Source organism: Candidatus Chloroploca mongolica, assembly GCF_004762035.2.
GTDB classification, from domain to species: domain Bacteria; phylum Chloroflexota; class Chloroflexia; order Chloroflexales; family Chloroflexaceae; genus Chloroploca; species Chloroploca mongolica.
Genome location: NZ_SIJK02000014.1, coordinates 78,288 through 104,426, shown reverse-complemented (window position 1 = coordinate 104,426; position 26,139 = coordinate 78,288). Strand labels below are relative to the sequence as shown.

17 protein-coding genes are annotated in these 26,139 nt (G+C 59.8%); 13 read left to right on the top strand and 4 right to left on the bottom strand.

Features of this window, described 5'->3' with window-relative positions; translation table 11 throughout:
• Positions 1–62: 62 nt before the first annotated feature.
• The 3 genes from EYB53_RS10055 to EYB53_RS10045 all read left to right on the top strand — a co-directional run bounded on the left by EYB53_RS10055 (position 63) and on the right by EYB53_RS10045 (position 10,001).
• Positions 63–2,915 carry a VWA domain-containing protein gene (locus EYB53_RS10055; protein WP_254151006.1) on the top strand — a complete coding sequence of 951 codons (2,853 nt, stop codon included), beginning with the start codon at positions 63–65 and terminating at the stop codon, positions 2,913–2,915.
• A gap of 614 nt (positions 2,916–3,529) precedes the next feature.
• Positions 3,530–9,022 (top strand): LamG-like jellyroll fold domain-containing protein, encoded by a 5,493-nt coding sequence (locus EYB53_RS10050; protein ID WP_135478057.1) that lies wholly within the window; start codon positions 3,530–3,532, stop codon positions 9,020–9,022.
• A 10-nt stretch (positions 9,023–9,032) separates the two neighbouring features.
• Complete coding sequence (locus EYB53_RS10045; RefSeq protein WP_254151005.1) at positions 9,033–10,001, top strand: LamG domain-containing protein; 969 nt, start codon at positions 9,033–9,035, stop codon at positions 9,999–10,001.
• Between the two features lie 76 nt (positions 10,002–10,077).
• Here the strand turns inward: EYB53_RS10045 and rlmD are convergent, their stop codons facing one another.
• On the bottom strand, positions 10,078–11,391 hold the full coding sequence (gene rlmD, locus EYB53_RS10040; RefSeq protein ID WP_216863628.1) for a 23S rRNA (uracil(1939)-C(5))-methyltransferase RlmD: 1,314 nt from the start codon (positions 11,389–11,391) through the stop codon (positions 10,078–10,080).
• A 27-nt stretch (positions 11,392–11,418) separates the two neighbouring features.
• Entirely contained in the window at positions 11,419–12,828 is a 1,410-nt protein-coding gene (gene purF / locus EYB53_RS10035; protein ID WP_254151004.1) for an amidophosphoribosyltransferase, read from the bottom strand.
• A gap of 303 nt (positions 12,829–13,131) precedes the next feature.
• Between purF and EYB53_RS10030 the strand changes: the two genes are divergently transcribed.
• The gene (locus tag EYB53_RS10030) at positions 13,132–13,692 is read left to right on the top strand and encodes a cob(I)yrinic acid a,c-diamide adenosyltransferase (protein ID WP_135478055.1); all 561 of its coding nucleotides are present in this window, start codon (positions 13,132–13,134) and stop codon (positions 13,690–13,692) included.
• Positions 13,693–13,793: 101 nt separating this feature from the next.
• Here the strand turns inward: EYB53_RS10030 and ribE are convergent, their stop codons facing one another.
• Together ribE and EYB53_RS10020 are read right to left on the bottom strand one after the other, a co-directional pair.
• Positions 13,794–14,402: a riboflavin synthase gene (gene ribE / locus EYB53_RS10025; protein WP_135478054.1), complete on the bottom strand. Its 609-nt coding sequence runs from the start codon at positions 14,400–14,402 to the stop codon at positions 13,794–13,796.
• 70 nt (positions 14,403–14,472) lie between these two features.
• Entirely contained in the window at positions 14,473–15,303 is an 831-nt protein-coding gene (locus EYB53_RS10020; RefSeq protein ID WP_135478053.1) for an alpha/beta fold hydrolase, read from the bottom strand.
• Positions 15,304–15,416: 113 nt separating this feature from the next.
• Here EYB53_RS10020 and mtnP point away from each other — a divergent pair, with 113 nt between their 5' ends.
• From mtnP to der, 9 genes are all read left to right on the top strand, one after another.
• Positions 15,417–16,280, top strand: a complete 864-nt coding sequence (mtnP, locus tag EYB53_RS10015; protein ID WP_135478052.1) for an S-methyl-5'-thioadenosine phosphorylase — start codon at positions 15,417–15,419, stop codon at positions 16,278–16,280.
• An 8-nt stretch (positions 16,281–16,288) separates the two neighbouring features.
• The gene (gene cofE / locus EYB53_RS10010) at positions 16,289–17,047 is read left to right on the top strand and encodes a coenzyme F420-0:L-glutamate ligase (RefSeq protein WP_135478051.1); all 759 of its coding nucleotides are present in this window, start codon (positions 16,289–16,291) and stop codon (positions 17,045–17,047) included.
• A gap of 10 nt (positions 17,048–17,057) precedes the next feature.
• Positions 17,058–17,660, top strand: a complete 603-nt coding sequence (locus tag EYB53_RS10005) for a nitroreductase family protein (protein WP_135478050.1) — start codon at positions 17,058–17,060, stop codon at positions 17,658–17,660.
• 20 nt (positions 17,661–17,680) lie between these two features.
• Positions 17,681–18,433: a DUF5995 family protein gene (locus EYB53_RS10000; protein ID WP_256439695.1), complete on the top strand. Its 753-nt coding sequence runs from the start codon at positions 17,681–17,683 to the stop codon at positions 18,431–18,433.
• 363 nt (positions 18,434–18,796) lie between these two features.
• Positions 18,797–19,774: a 2-phospho-L-lactate transferase gene (cofD, locus tag EYB53_RS09995; protein ID WP_135478048.1), complete on the top strand. Its 978-nt coding sequence runs from the start codon at positions 18,797–18,799 to the stop codon at positions 19,772–19,774.
• Entirely contained in the window at positions 19,771–20,385 is a 615-nt protein-coding gene (gene cofC, locus EYB53_RS09990; RefSeq protein ID WP_135478047.1) for a 2-phospho-L-lactate guanylyltransferase, read from the top strand. The genes cofD and cofC overlap by 4 nt, the downstream gene beginning before the upstream one ends.
• Before the next feature lie 87 nt (positions 20,386–20,472).
• Positions 20,473–23,562: an FHA domain-containing serine/threonine-protein kinase gene (locus EYB53_RS09985; protein WP_167857332.1), complete on the top strand. Its 3,090-nt coding sequence runs from the start codon at positions 20,473–20,475 to the stop codon at positions 23,560–23,562.
• 192 nt (positions 23,563–23,754) lie between these two features.
• Entirely contained in the window at positions 23,755–24,606 is an 852-nt protein-coding gene (trxA, locus tag EYB53_RS09980; RefSeq protein WP_254151003.1) for a thioredoxin, read from the top strand.
• Between the two features lie 180 nt (positions 24,607–24,786).
• On the top strand, positions 24,787–26,139 hold the full coding sequence (der, locus tag EYB53_RS09975) for a ribosome biogenesis GTPase Der (RefSeq protein WP_135478044.1): 1,353 nt from the start codon (positions 24,787–24,789) through the stop codon (positions 26,137–26,139).

The window sequence follows — 26,139 nt, the reverse complement described above, 5'->3', positions numbered from 1 at the left end:
CTTTCAGACCCCCGCTCGCTGCCTCTCCAGCGCAACCCAAGGCAATCCATGCTACAGTGTATATGATGATAACACTGAGCTTTATCTATCCGGCAGCATTGCTGCTTCTGGGTTTGCTTCCGTTGCTCTGGCTCTTTGCCTGGGCGACGCGTGCCCCTAATCTGGCGCGCCTCGGTCGTCGCCGTTTTGGGGCGTTGCTGGTGTTGCGCAGTCTGATGTTGCTGGCGCTTGTGCTGGCGCTCGCTGGCACGCAGCTTGTCCGCCCGAGCGAGCAGACGGCGGTAGTTTTTTTGCTTGATGGCAGCGATTCGTTTGCCCCGGCGTTGCGCGAAGAGGCGCTGGCCTATGTCAATCAGGCGATGGAGGCCGGTGAGCCGACGGATCGGGCGGCTATGGTTGTTTTTGGTGCCGATCCCGCTGTCGAGCGGGCCGCCGTGCCGGTGGCTCCGCTCAATCGTGTAACGTCGGTTGTGACGCCGAGTCGTACCAATATCGCCGAGGCGATTCAGCTTGGGCTCGCTCTTTTGCCTGCTGATGCGCAGAAACGCCTTGTGTTGCTTTCGGACGGGGTCGAGAACACGGGGCGCGCGGTCGAGGCTGCTCGCATCGCTGCGTTGCGTGGGGTGCCGATTGAGGTGGTGCCCTTTGTCGCTACGAGTGGCCCCGATCTGCTGGTGACGGCCCTTGATGTGCCTGCGACAGCGCGTGAGGGTCAGTCACTGCCGCTGACGGTGCGTTTTCAGAGCAATGTTGCGACGACGGCGCGGGTTGAGCTCCTGGCTGATGGCGAGCTGGTTGCGGTTGAAGAGGCGTTGCCGGTTGCCGTCGGTGCAGGTTCGTTGCAATTCAATCTGCCGGTTGGCGAGGCGGGCTTCCGGCGCTTTGAGGTGCGCATGACGTCGCCGGTTGATACGCAGGCGCTCAATAATCGGGCGACGGCTTTTACTGAGGTCGAGGGGCCGCCACGCGTGCTTATCGTTGCTTCAGCGGAGGATCGTGCTGCGCCGCTGCGCGCGGCTCTCGAGGCTGGCGAGGTGCGGGTTGAGGTGCGTGCGCCGGCCCAGGTGCCCGCCCAGGTGGCTCAGTTGCGCCAGTTTGCAGCTGTTTTCCTTGTTGATGTGCCCGCTCCCGCGCTTGCCTCTGAGGTGCAGCGTGCGCTGGCAACCTATGTGCGTGAGCAGGGCGGTGGTCTGGCGATGATCGGTGGCACCGAAGCATTTGGCGCTGGTGGTTGGCGCCGCACGCCACTGGCCGAGATCCTGCCGGTTGACCTGAATCCACGTAGCCAGGAAGAACGCCCCGATCTCGCCCTTGTCCTGGTGCTTGATCGCAGTGGCAGCATGGAAGATACGGCTGGCCCTGGGCGCAATCGCCTCGATTTGGCAAAGGATGCCGTTGTCTTGGCAACGCAAGGCCTGGCCGAACAGGATCAGCTAGGCATTGTTGTTTTTGATGATGTAGCCCAGACGGTGCTGCCGCTTCAGCCCTTCAGCGATCTGCTGATCGTTGAAGAGGCGCTCGGGCGTATCAGCACTGGTGGCGGTACCAATATTCGCGCCGGTGTTGCCCTGGGGGCCGATGCGCTCGCCGACGTTGATGCGCGGGTCAAGCACTTGATTTTGCTGACCGATGGCCTCGATAGTAGCAACTATGCTGACCTGATCGACCGGATGCGCGCCGATGGGGCGACCATCACGATTGTTTCGATTGGCGGCGATGCCAATCCAAGCCTCGAAGGGCTGGCGGAACGGGGTGGGGGCGCGTTTTATCGGGTGTTGCAGGCCCAGGATGTGCCTGCGATCTTCTTGAATGAGACGATCCGTGTTGCCGGGCGTGATATTGTGGAGGAGCGCTTTTTGCCTGCCGTTGTGCTCAATGCGCCCCCCATCCGTGGCCTTGGCCCGCTGCCGCCGTTGAATGGCTACAACGCGACCGCTGCTCGCCCTGCTGCACGCACGCTGCTCGTAGCCCCCGACGGTGAACCATTGCTTGCGGTGTGGCAGGTTGGGCTCGGGCGTGTGCTCGCCTGGACCAGCGATCTCAAGGCCCAGTGGGCGACCGACTGGCTCGCCTGGGAGGGCTTTGCGCCTTTTGCGACCGGTCTGGTTGATGCGGTGCTCCCACCGGTCTCCTCGGGCCGGATGAGTCTTGAAGCACGCGCCGAAGGTAGCGAAATCCTGCTCGATCTCTTTGTTTTTGGTGAGGATGGGCGCATGGCGTTGACGGGTGAGGTAACGGGCCGTCTGCTTGATCCTGCGGAACGAGGAGCGCCGGTCGCTTTTCGCCAGGTCGGGCCGGGGCGGTTTCGCGCCGTTGTTCCCGCCCCTGATCCTGGGGTCTATCTGGCCCAGGTGAGGGCGTTTGATCAGCAAGGCGAGGTTTTTGCCACGACCAGTGCTGGCGTCGCGGTCAGTTATTCGCCTGAGTATGCGCCGAGTATTGATGGCCAGGTTCTGCTCAATGATCTGGCCGCAGTGACGGGCGGGCGCGTTGCCCCGCCTCCAGCGAGTCTCTTTGAACCGGCAGGGCAGCGGGTCGGGCGGGTCAATGAGATCGGCTTGCCCTTGCTCTGGCTTGCCCTGGTGCTCTTGCCGTTTGATATTGCTCTGCGGCGACTCTTTTTGCGTCAGATCGAACTGCCCGCGTTCTTCAAGCGACGGCGACGCTCGACATCATCTGGGGCAGAGGTGGGTCTTGACCCGGCCCTGATTCGCCTGCGTACGGCACGGACGCAGCATCCGACACCAACTGCCTCCTCGCACGACGTGGCAGATCCGCCGAGGTCAACCGCACCTGCGCGCCCTGACCCGCGTGAACAAACCGCGCCTCCGCCATCAAGGCCGACGCGTAACGCACCTGCGCCTGACGACGAGACCCTAGCGGCCCTGCTTGCGGCTCGCCAGCGGCGTAAATAACATCCAGATGGATAACGAAAGGGAGGGAGGAGCTAGAAAACGAAGCGTGTTGTCGTCCCGGCGGCCTATGCTTGGGTTGCCGCGTACGCGGGAACGACAAGCGAACCGGATGTCATGCCCGCGGAAGCGGACATCCAGGGGCTCATGCCAGTGGACTCGGTCATCCTGGAGGGCGCAGGCGGCTGAGTGTGCGGGTCATCCCGTCGCGCTCACCGCGCTATAGGGGGCCGAACGGGACGCCCCAGGTGTTGTGGGTCAGGGCTCGGGCGAACCTTTGTTGAACCTTCGTTACCATCGGTTTAGATCGTGTAAGTGCACGCGCTGATCCCTCTTAAACTGCATTGCTATGCCATGTAGCACGTATGCCAACTTAAATGCCTCGCAACCTCACTCGGGCGAAAGTTTAGGAACAATTTATAAACAATTGCTATTATTATCAGACATTGTGGTGTCATGTCGGTTGGTGTTGGTTGGATGCAACTTTGTGGCTGCAAGGTTGGCCTGGGTATTGCCCTGGTGATCCGCAGTCATCAACGCTCAACACGGGTGCTTTCCACCGACCACAATGATTTTCCTGTTATCTGTTTGGCAATGCGGAGCATAGGAGCGAGAGTATGCGTCGGATAGTCTCTTCACCCTTTTTCTTTGGTGGTTTGTTCCTTGGTCTCTTGCTAGTGTTGAGCAGTTTTGCTGCCACCCTGGTAAGTGCGACCGTGCCAAATCGCCAGCCGTGGGTTCATGTTGCGGGTACTTGTGACCCTGCGGTTCAGGGCGCGGTCTTCACCAGTGCCAATGAAAACTGTGGTGGCCCGGGACAAGGCTTTGATGCGAATGAAACCTATGCTTCGGTGATTTTGCAGGATACAGCGACGAGCATTGCGCCCTGCCCTGGTATTGCCGAAGGCGAGACCTGCTATCGTATGTGGTATACCGGGGTTGCGACGAGCGGCCTGCGGCGGATTGGGTATGCGATCTCGCCTGATGGCCGTACGTGGACGCGGGTGCCTGGTCTCGCCGGGTTGGGGAGTGTGCTTGGGGCCGGGCCAGCCGGTCGTTTTGATAGCGTCGAGGTTTCATTCCCGACGGTGGTACGCACGGCTACCGGCTTTACCATGTGGTACGTTGGCGGCAACGGTAGTCTCTTTAGCCTTGGCATAGCGACCTCAACCGATGGCCTGAACTGGACCCGCGTGGAGGGGCCGCTGACCGGCGGAAGTGTGTTGCGCCCCACGGGCCTTGATGGCGCCTTTGACCAAGATATTGTTGCGGCCCCCCGTGTCATTGTTGATCAGGCAAGCACGCTGGCCCCGTGTGAGAATGGGCGTACCAGTGGTGCCTGTTATCGCATGTGGTACCAGGGTGTTGATCTGGGGCCTGTCTATACTTACTTGATCGGCCACGCTGTGTCGCCCGACGGCCTCAACTGGACGCGGATTGCTGGCACGGGGTATGGTGGCGCCGTGATTGATCGCGGGCCGGCAGGCACGTTTGATGCAGCCAATGCAGCGGTGCCAGCAGTGATCAAAGATGGTGCGCTCTATCGGATGTGGTACGATGCCCGCTCAACGGGTGGTCAGGCGACCATTGGTCACGTTGTCTCGACCGATGGGGTGAACTGGGTGCGTCCTGTGCCCAACGATCCGGTCTGGCGTGGGAGTGATGATCCTGGCACCCTGAGCCCTGATGACCTCTGGGCACCAGCCGTGGTCAAAGATGGTGCGACCTACCGCATCTGGTACAACCACACGATCCGCCCCAATGCACGTCGGCTTAGTTATGCTACGATGACTCCCGGTACGTCGTTTGCCGATCTCCAACTGACGAATACCGCTACAACCTATACCCTCACCTTTACCAGTCAGGCGATCCCCGATGGGGGAAGTGTGCTGGTCACGCTCCCTGCTAGTGTGCCGTTTGCGCAGGTGACGCCTGGCAATGTGACCGGCTTTGGGGCAACGGCCACGCTGGTCGCTGAGGCCGATGCTATTACGGATGCTGCCTCGGGCAACCTAGCCCGTGGGGCGTTGCTGGTGCGCTTGCCCGATGGTGCGCCGGCTGGCGCGAAAACGATTGCCTTTACGCTCGCTGTGCAGCCGTCGGCCGATAGTGCGGTGCTGGTGCAGACCTTTGATGCTCGCGAGGTGCTGCAATATGGCAATGCGACCGTCGTTGGCTCGGGCTTGCCAACACCAACCCCGATTCCTACCAGTACCCCTGTGCCGACGCTGACCAGTACGCCGCTCCCCACCAATACTCCTGGCCCCACCAGCACGCCAGGGCCGACTAGTACGCCGACTACACCACCGACAAATACGCCACTCCCCACCAACACGCCGCTCCCAACACCTGGGCCAGCCGCTAACAACCAGCCCTGGCAGAGCGTGCCCGGAACGTGTCCCGAAAGTCTGAATGGGGCGATCTTTGGGCTGGCCGGTGACAATTGTGGCGGCAATGGAACCAGTTTTGATGTGACCGAGATCTTCCCGCCTCAGGTACTGCGTGATGATGCCCGTGTCGGTGCCCCCTGCGAAAATGGCCGTACCAGTGGTCTCTGTTATCGTATGTGGTATGTCGGCACTGGCCCGGCCCCGCTGCAAGAGCGGCGCATTGGCTATGCCATCTCACCTGATGGCATTACCTGGACACGTGTGCCAGGCAATGGGACGGGAGGCAGTGTTTTTGAGGCCTCAGGTCAGAACGGGACGTTCGATGCGGCTGGTGTTTCGACGATGAATATCATTCGTTTCGGCGCGACCTATCGGATGTACTACACCGGTTTTCGTGATGCCTCTAGCATTGATGGCATTGGCCTCGCCGAGTCGCAAGATGGGATTACGTGGACTCGTGTGCCGGGCAATCTGGCAGGTGGCGCTGTCTTGCGCGCCTCGGGTGTGCCTGGTCAATTTGATGGAACCTATATCGTCGCGCCTGCGGTGCTGATCGATCAGGCAAGCACCGCTGCCCCCTGTGAAAATGGGCGGACGACTGGGACATGCCATCGTATGTGGTTTGAAGGGGTGAGCACGAGCCCGGCTTATACCTTCCGGATTGGTTATGCCGTATCGCCTGATGGTGTGATCTGGACCCGCATTGCCACCAATCCCGATGGCTCAATTATTGCTCCGGGCACGTTCGGCACGTTTGATGATAACAACATCGGTGTGCCGGCGGTGATGAAGGATGGAGTCTTTTATCGGATGTGGTATGAAGCCGCGGGGTATACGGCCGGGTATACCACAGGCTATATTGTTTCAACCGATGGCATCAACTGGGTGCGCCCATCACCGAATCAGCCAGTCTGGACTGGGGCCAATGATGCAATTGTCACCGGTTCACCCGATGAGGTCTGGGCGGTGCGAATGTTGAAAGAGGGTTCGCGGTATCGTCTCTACTACACGACGAGCACCCGCCCCAATTCACGCCGCTTTGCGCTCGCCGAGATGCAGCCCGGGGCTCCCTTGACCGACGTGAGTCTCACCTCGGCAGGCAATGACCATACGATCTTCTTTACGACCCCGAGCCTCCCGGTTGGTGGCAGTGTCCTCGTCACGTTGCCGCCCACGGTGGATATTGCAACCGTGACGGTGACCGGGCTTGGCGGTTTTGGTGAAGGCGCAACCTTTGTTGCCGAACCCGGGGCGGTGACTGATGCCTATGCTGCTGGTACGGCCCGTGGGGCGTTGCTGGTGCGCTTGCCGAATGGTGCACCGGCGGGTCAAAAGGGGCTGAGCTTTAGCCTGACTGGTCCGGTGCCCGGCGAAGGTACGACGCTCATCCAGGCCTTCAATACCCGTGAGGTTGTTGGGTATGCCGAGGTCGAGTTGCCTTCGATCCCGCTGCCCTCGCCAACGATTGGTCCGTCACCGACGCCAACGAATACGCCCATTCCAACGAATACGCCCATTCCAACGAATACGCCCGTACCGGGAAGCAACTTTGCGCTGGCGTTTGATGGAATCAACGATGACCTGCGGGGTGACGCGATTGCCGGCTTGAATGGCACGCAAACGGTCGAGTTCTGGCTCCGCCCGAATGTGGCCGGGCAGAATGGGGTTATTCTTGCGACGACCAACGATGCAAGCGGCTGGTCGCTGGAGTTGGAGAGCGGGCGGATCACCTGGTGGATCTACACCGCTGCCGGGCAATGGCAGGGAGTAACACACCCGGTGGCGCTACCGGCCGGATCCTGGAGCCACGTGGCGGCAACGTACAATGCGGGGGTCGCGCAGATCTTCGTCAATGGCACGGGCGGCACGGCGACGACGGTCGGGACGATCACCGCTGGGCCTCGGGTGCGGGTTGGTGGGTTGACCCCGTACGGCTTTGTGAATGCGCAAATCGACGAGGTGCGCTTCTCAAACAATGTGCGCTACGCGGCCAACTTCACCGTGCCAGCTGCCGCGTTTATGCCCGACGCTAACACCCTCGCGCTCTTCAGTTTTGATGAGGCGAACGGTCAGACGACCACGGATCGCAGTGGCAATGGGTATGTGTTGACGTTGGGGGCTTCGGCGAATGCGGCGAATGACGACCCGACCTGGCTTGCCTCAGCGGCTCCAACCGAAGGAAGTGGTGCCGTGCCAACGCCGACTAACACCGCTACGCCTGCGCCGACCTCGACGCCTGGCCCGTCACCGACGCCAACCAATACGCCCATTCCAACGAACACGCCGATCCCAACGAATACGCCGGTACCGGGAAGCAACTTTGCGCTGGCGTTTGATGGGATCAACGATGACCTGCGGGGCGACGCGATTGGTGGCTTGAATGGCACGCAGACGGTTGAATTCTGGCTCCGCCCGAATGCAGCCGGGCAGAATGGGATCATTGTGGCGACGACCAACGATGCAAGCGGTTGGTCGCTGGAACTGGACGGCGGGCGGATCACCTGGTGGATCTACACCGCCGCCGGGCAATGGCAGAGCGTGACGCACCCGGTGGCGCTACCGTCCGCTACGTGGAGCCATGTGGCGGCAACGTACAATGCGGGGGTCGGGCAGATCTTCGTCAATGGCACGGGCGGGACGGCGACGACAGTCGGGACGATCACTGCCGGGCCTCGGGTGCGTGTCGGTGGGTTGGCCCCGTACGGCTTTGTGAATGCGCAAATCGATGAGATGCGCTTCTCGAACAGTGTGCGCTATGCGACCAACTTCACCGTGCCGACCGCCGCGTTTATGCCTGACGCCAACACCCTCGCGCTCTTCAGTTTTGATGAGGCGAACGGTCAGACGACCACGGATCGCAGTGGCAATGGGTATGTACTGACGCTGGGCGCTTCGGCAAATGCAGCGAATGATGACCCGACCTGGCTTGCCTCAGCGGCCCCAACCGAAGGAAGTGGTGCGGCTCCAACGCCGACGAACACCGCCACCCCCGAGGCAACGGCGACCCCTGGCCCGTCACCGACACCAACCAATACGCCCATCCCGACGAATACGCCGCTACCAACCAGTACGCCGGTGCCTGGTACCAACTTTGCGCTGGCGTTTGACGGGGCCAACGATGACCTGCGCGGCATTGCCATTGCCGGGTTGAATGGCACGCAGACGGTTGAGTTCTGGCTCCGCCCGAATGTGGCTGGGCAGAATGGGATCATTGTGGCGACGACCGACGATGCGAGTGGCTGGTCGCTCGAACTGGACGGCGGGCGGATTACCTGGTGGATCTACACCGCCGCCGGGCAATGGCAGAGCGTGACGCACCCGGTGGCGTTGCCCGCCGGGACCTGGAGCCATGTGGCGGCGACGTACAATGCGGGGGTGGCGCAGATCTTCGTCAATGGCACGGGCGGCACGGCGACGACGCTAGGGGCGATCACCGCCGGGCCTCGCTTACGGGTCGGCGGGTTGGCCCCATACGGTTTTGTGAATGCGCAACTCGATGAATTGCGCTTCTCGAATAACGTGCGCTACGCGGCCAACTTTGGCGTCCCAACCGCACCTTTTGCGCCCGACGCGAACACGCTCGCGCTCTTTAATTTCAATGAAGGCGCTGGTCAGACGGTGGCTGATGCGCAGAGTCCCTATACCCTGACCCTCGGGGCCACAGGGAACGCCGAGAATGACGACCCGACCTGGGTAGCTTCGACCGTTCCGTTCAATTAGGAAGTTGAACATGCCATCGTTGCGCCATCTGACAAGACTCATGGCCTATCTGCCCCTGGTCTTGCTGCTGCTCAATACCTGTGGTGCCACCGTACCGACGGTGGCTACCGCACCGACGGCGGACACACCGACAGCGGCTGCCGCGCCTGTCCCCGCGACACAGCGCGGCTTTGCCCTGCGTTTTTTTGGTACGAATACCAATGACCGTGATCGCGTCAAGATCCCTCTTGGGCCACTTGACGCCCAGGGTCGTCTCACTAGTTCAAATCCTGTGAACATCGGTGGTGATTTTACGCTTGAATTTTGGATGAAAGCCGAAGCCGCTGAAAATAGCGCCGGCGATTGTACGGGGCAGGGATGGTACTATGGCAACATCATCATTGACCGTGATGTCTTTGGTGACGATATTCCTGACTATGGCATAGCTCTGTGTGCTGGGCGCATTGTTTTTGGCGTCAATACGGGCAACAATGATCACTTGCTCGTTGGTGAAACCGTTGTCACGACAAATCAGTGGCATCACGTTGCGGTCACACGGAATATGACAGGTCAGATGCGCATCTTTGTTGATGGGCAACTCGATGGCTCGACCAACGGGCCTGCGGGCGATCTGGCCTATCCCCTCGGACGTACAACCGACTGGCCGCTCAGTGATCCATATCTCGTCTTCGCCGCCGAAAAGCACGACTATCCTGGGAGCCTCGGGTTTGCTGGTTACCTGGACGACATTCATCTCTCCAGCGTGGTGCGTTACACCAGTGCATTCCAGCGGCCAGATGCACCTCATCAAGCTGATCAGCACAGTGTTGCGCTCTATCGCTTTGATGAAGGGGAAGAGCGCACGATCACCGATGCACTAGGCAACGCCAGTCCTGGCATACTCAACCCGATCCAGAACGACCCGAGCCGTCACTGGGCGAGCGAGACCCCCTTTGCCCCACCAACTCAGGGCTGGCAACTCTTTTTGCCCATGATTTAGGGCTGACGCTTGTGCCCACGAAAACGGCCAGTCTCACTGGCCGTTTTCGTGGGCACAAGCGTCATGTTTTGCTGGCTTACTGCGGATCGGGCAACGCAGCCTGTTGCAATACGACCAGCGTTTCGATATGCGGCGTTTGCGGAAAGAGATCAATCGGTTGCAGCAGTTGGATCTGATACCCGGCGCGGAGCAGAGGCATCAGATCGCGCCCAAGAATTCCTGGGTGGCACGAGATATAGACAATGCATGGGGGGGCCAGGCGGATCAGTTCGGTAAGCACACTCGGATGGCACCCGCGGCGCGGCGGATCGAGCACAACGCCATCGAACCGTTCCTCCATCCGCACGAGGGCTCGTTCCACCGAGGCCCGCAGAAAATTCACGCCGCCAATGCCATTGAGTGCAGCTGAACGTTCACCATCAGTCACGGCATCCCAGTGATCTTCAATCGCTGTCACTTTTGCCCCTGCTGCTGCCAGGGGCAAAGCAAAGGTGCCAACCCCACTGTAGAGATCAAGCAGATGCTGCCCTGGCGCTGGCTCGAGGGCTTGTTTGACCAGTGCCAACATTTGCTCGGCCTGGGGCAGATTCACCTGAAAAAAACTGGTTGGGCTTAGCGAAAAGACAATCTCGTCCAGGGTATCGTGCAACGATGCGACCCCCACGATGGCCTTGTGGGTTCGGTGAAACTCGGCGTCATCGAGGCACACGCCGGCAAGCGACGCTACCTCGTCGAACCAGGCGTGAGCCAGGCGCTGCAGGGCGGCAGGGTCGGCCCCCGGCGCGGGATGCAGGGTGCCCAGGCTATACCCAAAAGCTCCACTCGTCCGCAGACTGACCTCGCGCACCAGACGTAGCCGCGAACCTATTACCGCGTCTGATTCAGCGACAACCTTGCGCAGCCCAACGAGCGCCTCATTGAGGGCAGGCAGCAACAGCGGGTCATGCGGCAAATCGATCACCGTACGACTCCCACTGGCATAATAGCCACAGGCGCTTCCATCGCAGTGAAGGGTCGCCGCATTACGGTAGCCCCAGGGATGCGGGGCAACAAGCATCGGACGAAGCGGGGCACGATCCACGCCGGCTAGTTTCGCCAGTTGTTCGCGCAAGATGGTCTCTTTGAAGCGCACCTGCGCCTCATAGGCAATGTGCTGCCAGGGCGCGTGATTGCTGGTGGCAAGCACAGGCTGGACGCGGTCGGGTGAAGCGGTGATCACCTCAACGACCTCGCCACGGGCATAACTACTTTTGCGTTCGGTCAGACGGACACGGACTTCTTCACCGGGCAGACCGCCACGCGCAAAGACCACCATCCCGTCACTCCGCCCTACCCCATCCCCGCCTTGAGCAATGCCCTCGATCGTTATATGAAGTTCGTGTATCTGCATCCGAGGTTGTCGCTCCACCTCATGTTGCTAGCGCAACTCAAAAATTTCTTTATTGACCAGCTCAATGTCAACGGGATATTTGCCGGTGAAACAGCCACGGCAGAACGTGTCATCCCCGTGACGACTGGCATTGATCAGCCCTTCGAGGCTCAGATAGGCGAGGCTATCGGCCCCAAGATGCTCACAAATCTGGGGAATGGTCAGGCGATGGGCAATCAATTCGGGATAAGTTGCCATATCGACCCCAAGAAAACAGGGATGGCGGATGGGAGGTGACGAAACCCGCACATGAACCTCGCTGGCCCCTGCCTCACGCAAGAGCCGGACAATCGGCCCACTGGTATTGCCCCGCACAATGCTATCGTCAATCATGACCACGCGCTTGCCAGCCAGATTATCGGTCAGGGCATTGAATTTCAGGGCAATGCCCACCTGACGCAACTGGTCATCAGGTTGAATGAACGTCCGCCCGATATAGCGATTCTTAATGAGACCTTCTGAATAGGGCAAGCCCGACGCCTGAGCATAGCCAATCGCCGCTGGGGTGGCACTATCGGGTACTGGGATCACAACATCAGCCTCGGCGGGAGCCTCACGAGCCAACTCACGCCCTTGCGCGACGCGAACCGCGTGCAGCGCTTTGCCGTGCAACAGACTATCAGGGCGGGCAAAATAGATATACTCAAAGAGGCACTCGGCGGGTTTATGCGCCGGCATATGCGCGATTGTGCGCGGTCCTTCCGTGGTGATCATCAGGATCTCGCCCGGCTCGATCTCCCGTTCAAACGATGCACCGATCGTGCCCAGCGCACAACTCTCTGAGGCAACCACCCACCCTCGCTCACCGAGACGACCAAGGCACATCGGGTGGAGACCAAGCGGATCACGGACAGCAAAAAGGGCATCGCGGGTCAAGACCGTCAGACAGTAGGCCCCCTGGGCGCGCACCATAAAAACCTTAAATTTCTCTTCCCAGGTACGTCCTTCACCACCGGCGAGCATCTGCGTAATCACCTCAGAATCACTCGACCCGGTGAGCCCAACGCCACGCGTCAGCAACTCCTGGCGCAAGGTTGCCGCATTCGTCAGATTGCCGTTATGCCCCACTGCCAGTGGCCCGAGCACACTCTCGACCACAAACGGCTGGGCATTTTCGAGGCGTGACGACCCGGTTGTTGAATAGCGCGTATGTCCAATCGCCAGATGACCGGTCAGTGGGCGCAAATTCTCTTCATTGAAAACCTGGGAAACCAGACCCATTGCTTTGTGCGAACGGATCGTACGCCCATTTGCTACCGCGATTCCGGCACTCTCTTGCCCGCGATGTTGCAGCGCATAGAGCCCAAAAAAGGTCAAGCGTGCGACATCAGCGTCGGTGGCAACAATGCCAAAAACCCCGCACTCATGAGCGGGCTTATCATCGTGATCCTGAAGCATGTACAAGATAGCACCCATCGGTGCGGAACGACAGACCATTCCGCGTCATCGGCGGGTCATCTGTCCAACCCGCTCGCACGAATAGATTCGCAAGTTGCCGAAGCGGTTCGCCTGTGAAACAGGTACAACTGATCCTACAGGCAGTATAGCATAGCTTGCCAACCATCGGAGAGCTCTGAGGTTTGGAAATCGCTGTCTTGTCAAAGCATGGGCCTCATTGTACAATGACTCTAGAGGATGTCTATGTTACGAAACACAAAGCCAGCTTTGCTGGCTTTGTGTTTCAGTGATGAAAAGAAAAACATGAAAATCTACACACGAACTGGCGATAGCGGCGAAACAGGCCTTTTTGGTGGTCAGCGCGTGCCAAAAGATGACCTGCGTGTCCATGCCTATGGTACGACCGATGAGTGCAATGCTGCTGTTGGTGTTGCCCGTGCCTCGGGGCTCGATGCCGGGTTAGATGCGTTGCTGTCTGAAGTTCAAAATCAACTCTTTGTTGTGGGTGCCGATCTTGCCACTCCTGGTGAACATGCCCTTGTTCCGCGTGTCTCTGAGGCCGAGATTGCGTTTCTTGAGGCGTCAATTGATCAGTTGGAAGCCGAACTTGCGCCGCTGCGCCAGTTTATTCTGCCCGGTGGTACCTCTGCGGCTGCCCATGTTCATCTCGCTCGTACGATCTGTCGCCGTGCAGAACGCTGGGTCGTGAGTCTTATTCAGCACGAAGATGAAGATGTCAATCCACAGATCCTGATCTATCTCAATCGGCTCTCAGATTTCCTCTTTGTCGCCGCCCGCGCTGCGAATGCCCGCGCTGCTAAACCTGATGTGCCCTGGGCAAGTCCCCGCACCGCTTCGTCATAGCTGACGGGCCGATCGTATGAGTGGGCTCGCCCAAGTAGATGCGCATCACCTCCGACGAACAGGAACGCAACGCTACCGCAGGTACAGCACGTGGCGAGGCACTAGGATGCCTCGCCACGGTACGCCTGGGTCAGGCGCTCGACATACTTTGCAATGATATCGACCTCCAGATTGACGATGGCATCCTCGGTCTGCTGCCCCATGATGACGGCCTGTTGGGTGTAGGCGATCATCGCGATGGTAAACGTTGTCTCGTCCAGATCCGCCACTGTCAAGCTTACCCCATCAACCGCGATATAGCCCTTCTCAACGATATAGGGCATTAATTGGCTTGGTGGTTGAATGCGGATGCGCTTTGCATCACCCTCGGGGACAACCCCAACGATTACGCCGATGCCATCCACATGGCCCTGGACATAATGCCCTCCCATCCGTCCGCCAAAGGTCAGCGAGCGTTCGAGATTGACTGGGTCGCCGACCTGCAGTTGTCCGAGATTGGTACGGCGCAGGGTTTCAGGACTCAGCCCCACACGAAACTGATCCGTCGCGAGATCCGTCACCGTGAGACACGTCCCATTGATGGCAATGCTGTCACCGAGACGCGCTCCCTCGCGAGCGACGCGGCTCGCAATCGTCAGGATGTTGTCACGTTCTTGATCACCGACAATCTGGATTACCCGTCCTACCTCTTCGACAATACCTGTAAACATGACTATTCCTCCGGCTTTTGTATGGTCATCACTATTTGCTTATGTATCCAGGTCATCCTACCTAAAAATACTACATTTCAAAGATCCAGCGGCTGATCGCCGCGCCAAGGGCTTCTGCGCCTGTGCCATAGAGCATGGTCTGGTGATTGCCGGGAACATGGATGTAGGTACAGTTGCTGAGCAGGCTGCGCGTTTCGTCGGCCTGTTCCTGGCTGAAGATCGGTGGGGCACCTAGAGGGCCGTATGATCCCGTGGCATGCAGCATCAAGACGGGACAGCTAACCTGTGCCAGGTGTTCGCGCCAGGGTTCGGCAATGACCCCATCGGCAGCCGCCGCAATATGGGCAGGACGCGCCCGAGGATGGACGCTGCCATCAGCCTCGGTCGCCACATCCGCCTGATAATAACTCTCGACCGCTGGATCCCATATCCACCCGTCATAGTAGGGTGCGGCCCGGATCAGATCCAGGAAGGCTTCAAAGGAAGGGTACGAGCGTTCGAGGCGGGCGAGCGCAGGCCGGATCAGTTCGCGGGTTCGTTCGCTTGCCGCGCTGATCGCGGCATCAATCAGGATGACAGCCGCAACCCGTTCGGGATAGTTGGCCGCAAGGTAGAGCGAAAGCAAGCCACCAAATGAATGCCCGCCGATGATGCTACGCTCGATTCCCAGTTGGTCGAGCAGCGCCAGGATATCAGCGGCATGATCTGCCATACAATAGCCCTCATCTGGCTTGGGACTCGCCCCGCGCCCACGCAGATCAGGCGCAATGACGCCGAAGGTCGGCGCCAGGTGTGCGGCCACGACATCAAAGCAGCGACAATTAGCGGTCAAGCCATGCATCAAGAGCAGGGTTGGTTCACCACCAGCATGCGCCTGGTAATGCAGTTCAACAGCACGCATAACAAGCTCCTTTACGTAGAAGTTCTCTGCGGGTATTGTAGCGCAAAGCTGTCTGCCTGGAGATCGGGTATACTCTTGGTATGGTAGATTCTAACCTGGAAGAGGAGCATTTCATGCCTGAGGCAATGATTGGCGTCATTGGTGGCAGTGGACTGTATGGGATGGAGGGGTTGGCTGACGTTGAGGAAGTCGCGCTCACGACGCCGTATGGTGAGCCAAGTGACCAGTTTGTGCTTGGCACGATCGCTGGCAAACGGGTCGCCTTTTTGCCGCGTCACGGTCGCGGCCATCGCCTGAATCCATCTGAGGTGCCCGCACGGGCCAATATTCATGCGTTCAAGCAACTCGGGGTGCAATACCTGATCTCGGTGAGTGCGGTTGGCTCGCTGCGCGAAGACTATGCCCCCGGGCAGGTTGTGATCCCTGATCAGATTTTTGATCGAACAAAAGGCGTTCGTCCGGCCACTTTCTTTGAAGGGGGCGTGGTAGCGCATGTTGGCTTTGAGCGACCCTTCTGCCCATTGCTTTGCGAGCGGCTGTACGAGGCATCACAAGCAGCCGGGGCGACGGTGCATCGCGGTGGGACGCTGGTGGTGATGGAAGGCCCGGCTTTTTCGACGATCGCCGAGAGCGAAGAGAACCGCCGCCGTGGGCATGCATTGATTGGCATGACGGCTTTGCCCGAGGCCAAGCTCGCCCGCGAAGCCGAAATTGCTTACGCAACGATGGCGATGGTCACCGACTACGATGTCTGGCATCCCAACCACGATGCGGTGACGGTTGATGCGGTTGTTGCTGTGCTGCTTGCCAACGCGACGCTGGCCCAACAGATTGTCGCCCATGCGGTCACGCTGATCGGCGATGGTTTTGTCAGCGCTGCCCACAGTGCGCTGGCAACGGCTATTCTGACTGACCGTACACGCATCCCTGCTGAAGCCCGCGAGCGTCTGCAGCTGATTGCCGGTCGTTATTTATAAGGTTCGCTATGCAGTCTGAGATCCGCATTCTTCCTGTTCACGGCATCGGTGAGGTTGCCCCCGGTGATGATTTGGCGACGCTTCTACTTACGGCACTTGAAACCAGTGGGCTGACCTTGCTTGATGGCGATGTGCTTGTCGTGACCCACAAAATTGTCTCGAAGGCCGAGGGTCGTCTGGTTGATCCGGCGACCATCGAGCCTTCAGCGTTTGCGCATCAAATTGCGGCCCAGGGTCGCAAAGAGGCCAACTTTCAAGAGGTGGTGCTGCGCGAGAGCCGCCGCATTGTCAGGATGGCGAATGGGGTTTTGATCACCGAGACGCACCACGGTCTCGTCTGCGCCAATAGTGGTGTGGATGAGTCGAATGTTGCCGGTGGGCAGATCGTCTGTCTGTTGCCAGTTGATCCTGATGCCAGTGCCCGTGCGTTGCGAGCCGCGCTGCGCGAGGCGACGGGCACTGAAGTCGCCGTCGTCATCTCGGATACCTTCGGGCGACCGTGGCGCGAAGGCCAGGTCAATGTTGCCATTGGCTGCGCTGGCCTCAAGCCGCTCAGCGACTACGGTGGCATCGATGATCCCTATGGCTATACCATGCATGCCTCGGTGATCGCGGTTGCCGACGAGCTTGCCAGTGCCGCCGAATTGGTGATGGGCAAGATTGACCGCGTTCCGGTGGCTCTCGTGCGTGGGTATAGCTATACCCGCGATGACGAGGCCCGTGCGCAACAATTGATCCGCGAGCCACGGTTTGATCTCTTTCGCTAGGGTTGCTGCTATGGAATGGTTAACCTTGATCCGTGGGCGTCGCAGTGTGCGCGCCTTTCGCCCTGATCCACTGACGCGTGAGCAGATTGAGCTTCTCCTCGAAGCGGCTCGCTGGGCCCCGTCGCCGCATGGCCGCCAGCCCTGGCGTTTTGTGGTGCTGACCACGCCTGAGGCCAAGCTGCGCCTTGCCGATGCGATGGGGGCCGAGTGGCGACGCCAACTGTCTCTCGATGGGCAGGATGCGGCGACGATTGACCTGCGTTTTCGTAAATCCCACGAGCGCATTACGGGCGCGCCCGTGGTGATTGTGCCCTGCCTCTACCTCGCCGATCTTGATGTCTATCCCGATGCTGAACGCCAGGACGCCGAGCATATCATGGCGATCCAGAGCCTTGGGTGCGCGGTGCAGAATTTGCTCCTGGCGGCCTATGCCCAGGGCTTTGATGGAGGTTGGATGTGTGCGCCCCTCTTCTGCCAGGCGACCGTACGGGCGGCCCTCGGCCTTGCCGATGACCTTGCGCCCCATGCGCTGATCCCGCTTGGGTATCCCGCCCGCGATCCTGTCCGCCGTCCACGGCGTTCGCTTGATGAACTCGTGGTGCATTGGGAATAGTTTGGAGGGAGTGCCTGGCGATGACGAGAGATGGTGAGCTTCTTGCAAGTATGACTACGCAAATTGCCGCCTGGGAAAGCGTTGGCGATCAGCGTGCGGTTTTCCTGGCGTGCTATCTGCGGATGACCGATAATATGATCCTGGGTGTCGCGAACGGGCGCTTTCACGATCCAGCCTGGGTCGGGGATCTGATCCATAATTTTGCGGGCTACTATTTCACGGCTATTGAAGCGTATGATCACGCTGCCGTCGATCTCCCGGTGGTCTGGCAGTATGCCTTTGATCTGGCGAAAGAACCGACAACCCCTTTGATTAAACATCTGCTCCTTGGCATCAATGCCCATATTAACTATGATCTGGTACAGGTAATCGCCGATATGCTTGAACCAGAGTGGTCGGATCTGTCACCCGCCGGGCGTAGGTTGCGTTTTGACGATCATGCCATGGTCAATGTGGTGATTGGTGAGACGATTGATCGTGTGCAAGACGAGGTTGTTGCCCCCTATGCCCGCCTGATGCAGTTCGTTGATCTTGCTGCTGGCCCGCTTGACGAATGGTGTACGGCCCGCTTGATCCGCAATTGGCGCACCGATGTCTGGAGCCAAGCGATCACCATTGTCAATACCTCCGATCTACCTACCCGCTTGACGCTGCGTCGCGAGACCGATGCAATTGCGTTGAGCCGGGTGCGTCTGATGCTTGATGGCGGCGCGTTGGGGGCGCGGGCGTTTGGCTACCCTTTGCGCTGGCTGCGTCGTTTGCGCATGTTTTGAGGGGAAGTGTGGTTGCGCCTGATGCATATCTCCTGTACCATGTTGACAGACTTCAGTGGTGGGTGAACGACGTTTTCTGGGGTTGTGTCACCCTGAGTACTACATGGCCTGCGGGCCAAAAACAGGGTGTAAGACCTCACAGGTCTTCAAGACCTGTGAGGTCTCAGGCGGGTTTTGTTGCTTAGGCATGGTTTCAGAAGGGCCGGATCAGCGTTACACTCGACGGTAGTGCCGACTTCAGTCGGCTGAGCCGGAAGCCGACTGAAGTCGGCACTACGATGAGCGTAAACTGGAAAGCTCCCTGAAACCTTGTCTTCGGAACAGAGCGAAGCAGTGGCTCGCTTTAGAGATAAAGGAAGCAGTATGCTCACAGTGCTCGCTGGCGGGGTGGGCGCAGCACGTTTTCTTGAGGGGGTGGTGCAGGTGGTGCCACCCGCGACAGTGACGGCAGTTGTCAATACAGGTGATGATTTTGTGTTGCACGGGTTGGTGATTTCGCCCGATCTTGATATTGTGACGTGTACGCTTGCCGATCTGATTGATCGTGAGCAGGGCTGGGGCATTGCTGGTGATACCGATGAGTGCATGCAGTGGCTTGGCCGCCTTGGTGGGCCGACCTGGTTCAAGCTCGGCGACCGCGATCTTGCCCTCCATATCCGGCGTACGGCGCTGCTGAGTGAAGGGGAGTCGTTGACCGCAATCGCCGATCAGTTTTGCCAGGCGCTCGGGGTGGCGGTCAAGCTTCTGCCGATGAGCGATGATCCCGCGCCAACCCATATTCTGACGCCCGTGGGCGAGATGCATTTTGAAGAGTATTTCGTCCGCCGTCGTGCCCAGGATCGTGTGACCGGGGTGCGCCTCCACGCCGCCGGCCGGGCGTTGCCTAGCCCTGATGCGCTTGCGGCATGTGCCGAGGCCGAGGCAATCTTGATTGCGCCAAGCAATCCGGTCGTCAGTGTCGGCCCGATTGTCAGCCTCCCCGGGATGCGCGAGGCCATCCGCTCGGCGCGGGTGCCGGTGGTCGCGGTGAGCCCGATTGTCGGTGGCGCGGCTATCAAGGGGCCAGCTGCACCACTGATGCAAGCCATGGGGATGGAGGTCTCGGCCCTTGGGGTGGCCCGCGCCTACGCCGATTTGATTGATGGCATCGTGATTGACCAGGTTGACGCTGACCTTGCGCCAGCGATTGCGGCCCTCGGTCTTCAGGTTGCGGTCACGGATACGATTATGCGTGGCCCCGCCGAAAAGGCCCATCTTGCTGCGGTAACGCTTGCACTGGCGGATCAGGTGCGCCAGGCGAGGCATGGGCCTGCACCTGATGCGAACCCTGGTGCCGGATGAAGTTCCACGCGATCGTGCCCGTCAAGACGCTCTATCAGGCCAAGAGTCGCCTGGCCGAGGTGCTGACCCCGGCGGCGCGCCATGCCCTGGTGCTCGAGATGCTCGAGCGTGTTTTGCGTACCCTGCGCGATCCTGCGATCGGGTTCGAGGTGATCTGGTTGGTCAGTGCCGACCCGGTGGTGCTTGAGGCTGGCGCAGCCTGGGGTGCGTCGGTGCTCCACGAGATTGGGGGCGAACTCAATCTGGCGCTTGAGCAGGCGCGCACTGCGGCTTTTGCCGCTGGTGCCGAGGCGGTGCTGGTCGTTCCGGGCGATGTGCCGCTGATGACGCCCGAGGATGCCGTGGCAATGACGACGCTGCTGGCCGCTGGAGCCGATGCCGTCATTGCCCCCGATGCCGCTAACGAGGGTACCAATGCGCTCGGTTTGCGCCGCCAGGCGCTCATTCCGTTCTCTTTTGGCCTCGCAAGTGCGATGCGCCATCAGGCCGAGGCCGCTGCACGTGGGTTGCACGTCACGATCTATCAGTCACCAACGCTCGCCCTCGATATTGATCGGCCTGCTCATCTGGTACGGTATCGTGCGTTGACGCTTGAGCGTGCCGCAAGTTAAACTGTACAAGTCCGTCGGTTGTCGCGCCTGGCTGCTATGACCTTGTCACCTCTGGTTGGAGCGAAATGCGCTGAAGAAGGAAGAAGCATGACTGATCTGGTTGGGCAAATTTTTGGTGGTTATCAGGTAGAGGAACTGCTTTTTGCTGGGGCAACGGGCCCGGTCTATCGTGCCAGTCATCTTCGCCTCGGGCGACCCGCCCGGCTCAAGATCTTTGACCCGGCGGCGCTTGCCCGTCCCGGCTTGCAGCCCCGCCTCCTGGCAGTGCTCCGTGAAGTGGCTGCGCTAGGCCATGCCAACCTGGCCGCGATCTATGATATTGATGAGGCGCTTGACCGCGTCTACCTCGCTGGTGAGATGCTGAACGGTGGGAGTCTGCGCGACTTGCTTGGCTCTCCGCTCCGCGATCAGTTGCCACTTGAGGTCTGGTTGCATTTGATGGCTCAGGTCGCTGATGGCCTTGCCCATCTTCATGCCAATGGCCTGCTGCACGGTGCGCTCAGGCCGGAGAGTCTGCTGGTTGACGTGGGGGAGACCGGGCCGCCCACGTTGCTCAAAGTGGCTGAGGCTGGCCTGGCGGCGGTGTTGCCCGAAGAGGCGTTTGTTGCGCCAGCCTATCTTTCTCCTGAACAGTGTCGCGGCCAGGTGCTCGATGGGCGCTCGGATATCTATACGTTTGGGGTGATCTTCTACGAAATTCTGGTGGGCGTGCCGCCTTTCCGGGTTGATACGGTCGAGGCGGCAATTCCCAAACATCTGCGTACGCAGCCTGTGCCACCACGGATGGTGCGTCCGCAACTTCCCGCTGATGTCGAGGCAATTGTGCTTCGGTGTCTTGCCAAACGCCCCGAGGATCGTTTCCCCGACGCGATCGCCCTTGCGGCGACGCTCCGTGCCGTTGGCTCGGCGCCGGCGGCTGCGCCTCGATCCTCCGAGGCGCAGACCGAGCCGGGGCGCTATGCGCTGCCTGGTGGGGCGGATGCGCCAACCGTACGGATTACCGCACCCCTTGAAGATGCCCCCCTCCCGCGTTTGCAGATTATTGGCTCGCAGGGTGGCGTGCTCCGCGAAATCGAGGTGCCAATCGGCGCAATGGTTGCCGGTCGCGCGCCCGAGCACCGCCTCTTTCTCGATCATCCGCAGGTCTCACGCGATCATCTCCGCATCGAGCGTACGGATGTCGGGTATACCATAACGGATCTTGGCTCAAGCAATGGAACGAGCCTCAACGATGTGCGCCTGCCGCCGCAGACCCCCGTTCCCTGGGATGGCAAGGCTCCGTTGCGGGTGGGGCCATTTACCCTGCGGATCGCGTCGCAACCCGAACCGACGCTGTTGAGTGAGGTGCCAGTTGTGCCGCCCGCGCCAGTTGCTTCAGGTACGGCCCCAACGCTGGCAACCGGCGGGGGACGCATTGAGGTGCGCGTTGAGCAAGAGCGGATCACCCTGACCCCGGGGAGCTCGGTCGTGCTGCCGGTGCGTTTGACCAATACTGGACGGGTTAGCGAAGAGGTGCGGCTGACCGTTGAGGGTGCTCCTGGGGCTTGGCTGCGCGACGGTGAGGCGGTGGTTCTTCGGCTTGATCCTGGATCACAGGCAACGACGTCCTTGCTGATCAGTGTGCCACGCTCCTCCGAGGCGCCAGCGGGGGACTATACCGTTATTTTGCGTGCTCGTGCGCTCAGTGGCACGGGTGAATCGAGTACCACCCGGATGTGGTGGACCGTCTTGCCTTATACGGGGGGCGATCTGCGCATTACGCCACCTCGTGACGAGAGTCGTAAAGCAGCCCGGTATCAGATTCTGGTTCGCAATACTGGCAATGCCTCCGCTGTCTATCTGCTCAATTTTGCCGATGAAGACGAAACCCTCGGTTTTGTGCTCGAACGCGACGAAATTCGGCTTGATCCAGGTGAGACTGCACGCATCAATCTGACGGTTGAAGCTGCCGGGCGGCTCTTTGGGGGGCCGCAGGCACGGCGTTTCACCATCCGCGCTGAACGCGAAGAGGGCGCACCGCTCGTAAGCGAGGCTGAATTTGTGCACCTCGCGAGCCTGCCGGGTTGGTTGCCGCTCGCCTTACTTGCGGCTATTGTGCTCGTTGGCCTGCTCGCCACCGGGTTATTGTTCGCCAATCGAGGCGACGACGAGGCTACCTTGCCACCTGCCACGGCGACCCTCCCTGTTCTCCCGCCGACCGTGCTTCCCACGCCTGAACCTGGTGCGCCGACGATTCAACAATTTACCGTAACCCCCGATCTGACTGCGCCAGGGGAAGTGGTCGTTGTGACGTGGAGCGTCATTGGGGCCGAGCGCATTGTGATTGATCGCTTCGGTGATGTCCCACCGCAAGGCCAGCGCGAATTTCGCCCTGAACAGAGCACCGATTTTACGCTGCGGGCGTTTGCTGGGGCGCAAGAGACGGTTGCGATCATCTATGTCACGGTTGCACCACCGACGGCAACCCCGCTGCCCGAGCCGACCGCGACCGCGCTGCCCGAGCCAACGGCGGTGCCAACCGCGCTGCCCGAGCCAACGGCGGTGCCGACCGCGCTGCCCCCGCCAACGGCGGTGCCGACCACGCTGCCCCCGCCAACGGCGGTGCCGCCCCCAACTGCTACCCCCGTGCCGTTGCCGACGGCGACGACCGAAGTCCCGCCTTCGTTTGGCACGATCGATTTGGCAGGCCTGGCCCGTGATGCGGCCTGGAGCACCGATCAAGGCACGGTTCGCTTCGGACGCCCTTTGCTCGGCTCGGGTCAAGGGGGTTGGGTCGATCTGCTCGATGCGACCCTGGAAGATGGCGTTGAGTATCGCGGTTTACTCTACACCGTGCCCCCGCTGAGCGGCGGGTTACTGCGTCCTCAGCCGGGTGAAAACGTCTTTATCCAGGGCGAATATGCTATCCCGGCCCTCATCCGCGGCCAGATCCTGGTGGGTAGCCTCGGTTTTGCCGAAGAGATCACCAGTTCACCGATCACGGTGACGATTCGCTTCAACGACGAACTTATCTTTGAAGCGAGCAAAGAACCCGATGGTGAATTGTTGCCTATCTTTGCCGACCTTTCGGCCTTTGCGGGACAACCGGGGCGGTTGACGATGCGCATCGTCCCCAGTGATCCTGCAACAGCGCAAGGCATCTACTGGGTGCGTCCACGGATCGATGTCTTGCGGTGATCAGGTGCTTCACCGCAGACGTGTGCCGTCGAGCGGAAAATCTGCTATACTAGGGGGGGGTATCGGCCATGCTGACCAACAGGCCAACGAAGTTAGCCGATGAGTCAGCATGTGGTATAGATATGAGAGCGCTGGCTCGATCATAAAAGGAAGATAAGCAAGATTTGCGGAGGGAGTTTTATGTTGAGCGGTATGACGAAGCAGCCCGGCGAGGCAGGCAAGGCGGGCACTGTTGAGGTGAATGAGCGTAATTTTCAACAGGAAGTGATCGAGCGCTCACGCGAAGTTCCAGTCGTGATTGACTTCTGGGCACCCTGGTGTGGACCGTGTCGCACGCTTGGCCCGACCCTCGAACGGCTCGCTGCTGAAGCAAAGGGGGCCTGGATTCTCGCCAAAGTCAATGTTGATGAGAACCAGCGGCTTGCGCAGGCGTTTCGTGTGCAGAGCATTCCGGCGGTGATGGCGGTCAGCAATGGTCAGGTCGTCGAGCAGTTTGTTGGCGCGTTGCCCGAGTCACAGGTGCGAACCTGGCTCAAGGGCTTTGTTGGTGAGCAGAGCACTCCGGGTGGTTCGTTGCTTGAGGCGGCCCGCGAACTCGAAACGACCGATCCTCAGGGTGCGATTGCGCGCTATCGCCTCATTCTTGGCGATGATCCCGATGATGCCGAGGCGCTGTTTGCCCTCGGGCGATTGTTGATGCTCCAGGGTGAACCCGAGGGCGTCGAAACCTTCCGCCAGGTGCCAGCCGGCTCGCCGTTTTTTGCACGAGCGCAGGCCGCACTCCCCTTGAAGGATTTTTTCGCTGACATGCCTGCCGATATCCCGCCTTCCGAACTGGTCTTGCGTTACCAGCAGGCGTCTCAGGCGGTACGGCGTGGTGATTACAGCAGTGCCATGGATGATCTGTTGGCGATTGTGATGCGTGACCGTACGTTCTACGACGATGGGGCCCGCAAAGCGTTGCTTGGTCTCTTTGCGTTGCTCGGTGATGAGCATCCACTGGTGCCCGCCTACCGGCGTAAACTGGCGAATGCTTTGTTTTAGGGCTGTCGCCCTCAAATCCGGGGTTCTTCTGGGGAAAGATGCTAGCAAAGCTGGCATCTTTCCCCAGAAGAACCTTTTTTCTTTGGAACCGCTGGCCCCAACCCCCCCTCGCCGCACAGATCAAGCGCCTTTGGTATAATGCCACGAGATGGTGCGCCAGACGGGCGCATGGAGGTTCTTATGGCAAAACCAATCGTCGCGATCATCGGGCGGCCAAATGTCGGTAAATCAACCTTTTTTAACCGGTTGATTGGTGAGCGACGCGCAATTATTGAAGATGAACCCGGCACCACCCGGGATCGCCTCTATGGCGAGACGTTCTGGAATGGACGCGATTTTACGGTTGTTGATACCGCAGGCTTGCTCTTTGGCCGCGATGATCCTGAGCTTCCCAGTGAGGAGTTGGCTCGCCGGACGCGTGAACAGGCCACACTGGCGATTGATCAGGCCGATGCGATGATTTTTATGGTGGACGGACGCGATGGGTTGACGACGGCTGATCGTGAGGTTGCCGAGATTTTGCGTCCGATGTCCAGGCGGGTTGTGCTTGCGGTCAATAAGTGTGATAGCGTCGAACGTTCGCTCGATGCGGTTGAGTTTTATGAACTAAACCTCGGTGATCCGATTCCGATGAGTGCCTTTCATAGCCTCGGAACGGGTGATGTGCTTGATCGCCTCGTTGAGTTGTTGCCCGAGCGCCCACCCGAAGAAGAGACCGAGCGCCATCTGCGCATTGCGATTGTTGGGCGCCCAAATGTGGGCAAGTCGAGTCTGATCAATCGCCTGGTTGGCACCGAGCGCAGTGTTGTCTCGGAGGTTCCCGGCACAACCCGTGATGCCATTGATACGACGATTATGGTTGATGGCGAGCCGGTGACGCTTATTGATACCGCCGGGATCCGGCGTTCGGGTAGGATCGAATGGGGGATCGAGAAGTATGCGGTCTTGCGTGCCCTCCGGGCGATCGAGCGCTGTGATGTCGCCCTGCTCCTGATTGATGCGGTAGAAGGCGTGACCGCCCAGGATACCCATATCGCCGGGATGATCCTTGATGCGAACAAGGGCGTCGCTATTCTGGTCAACAAATGGGACGCGATTGAGAAGGATAATCAGACGTTTTATGAGTTTGAGGCCCGCGTGCGCGAGGCCTTCAAGTTTATTTCGTATGCGCCGTTGCTCTTTATCTCGGCGCTCGATGGGCAACGCACCGGACGCATTGTTCAGCTTGCCCATGAAATCCAGGATCAACGCCTCAAGCGCGTGCCCACCGGTGAACTCAATGCCTTTCTCCGCCAGGCTGTCCTCGATATGCCTCCGATGGCGGTGCAGAAAGGCGCCCATCTCCGGCTCTATTATGCGGTGCAACCCCAGGTGGAACCGCCGGTCTTCCTCTTTTTTGCCAATGATGGCAATCTTGTCCATTGGTCGTATGGCCGCTATCTCGAAAATCGCCTCCGTGAGCGCTATGGTTTTGGCGGTACGCCAATTGTGATTGTCTTTCGCTCGCGTGAGAAGAAGGATAAGGATTCATAG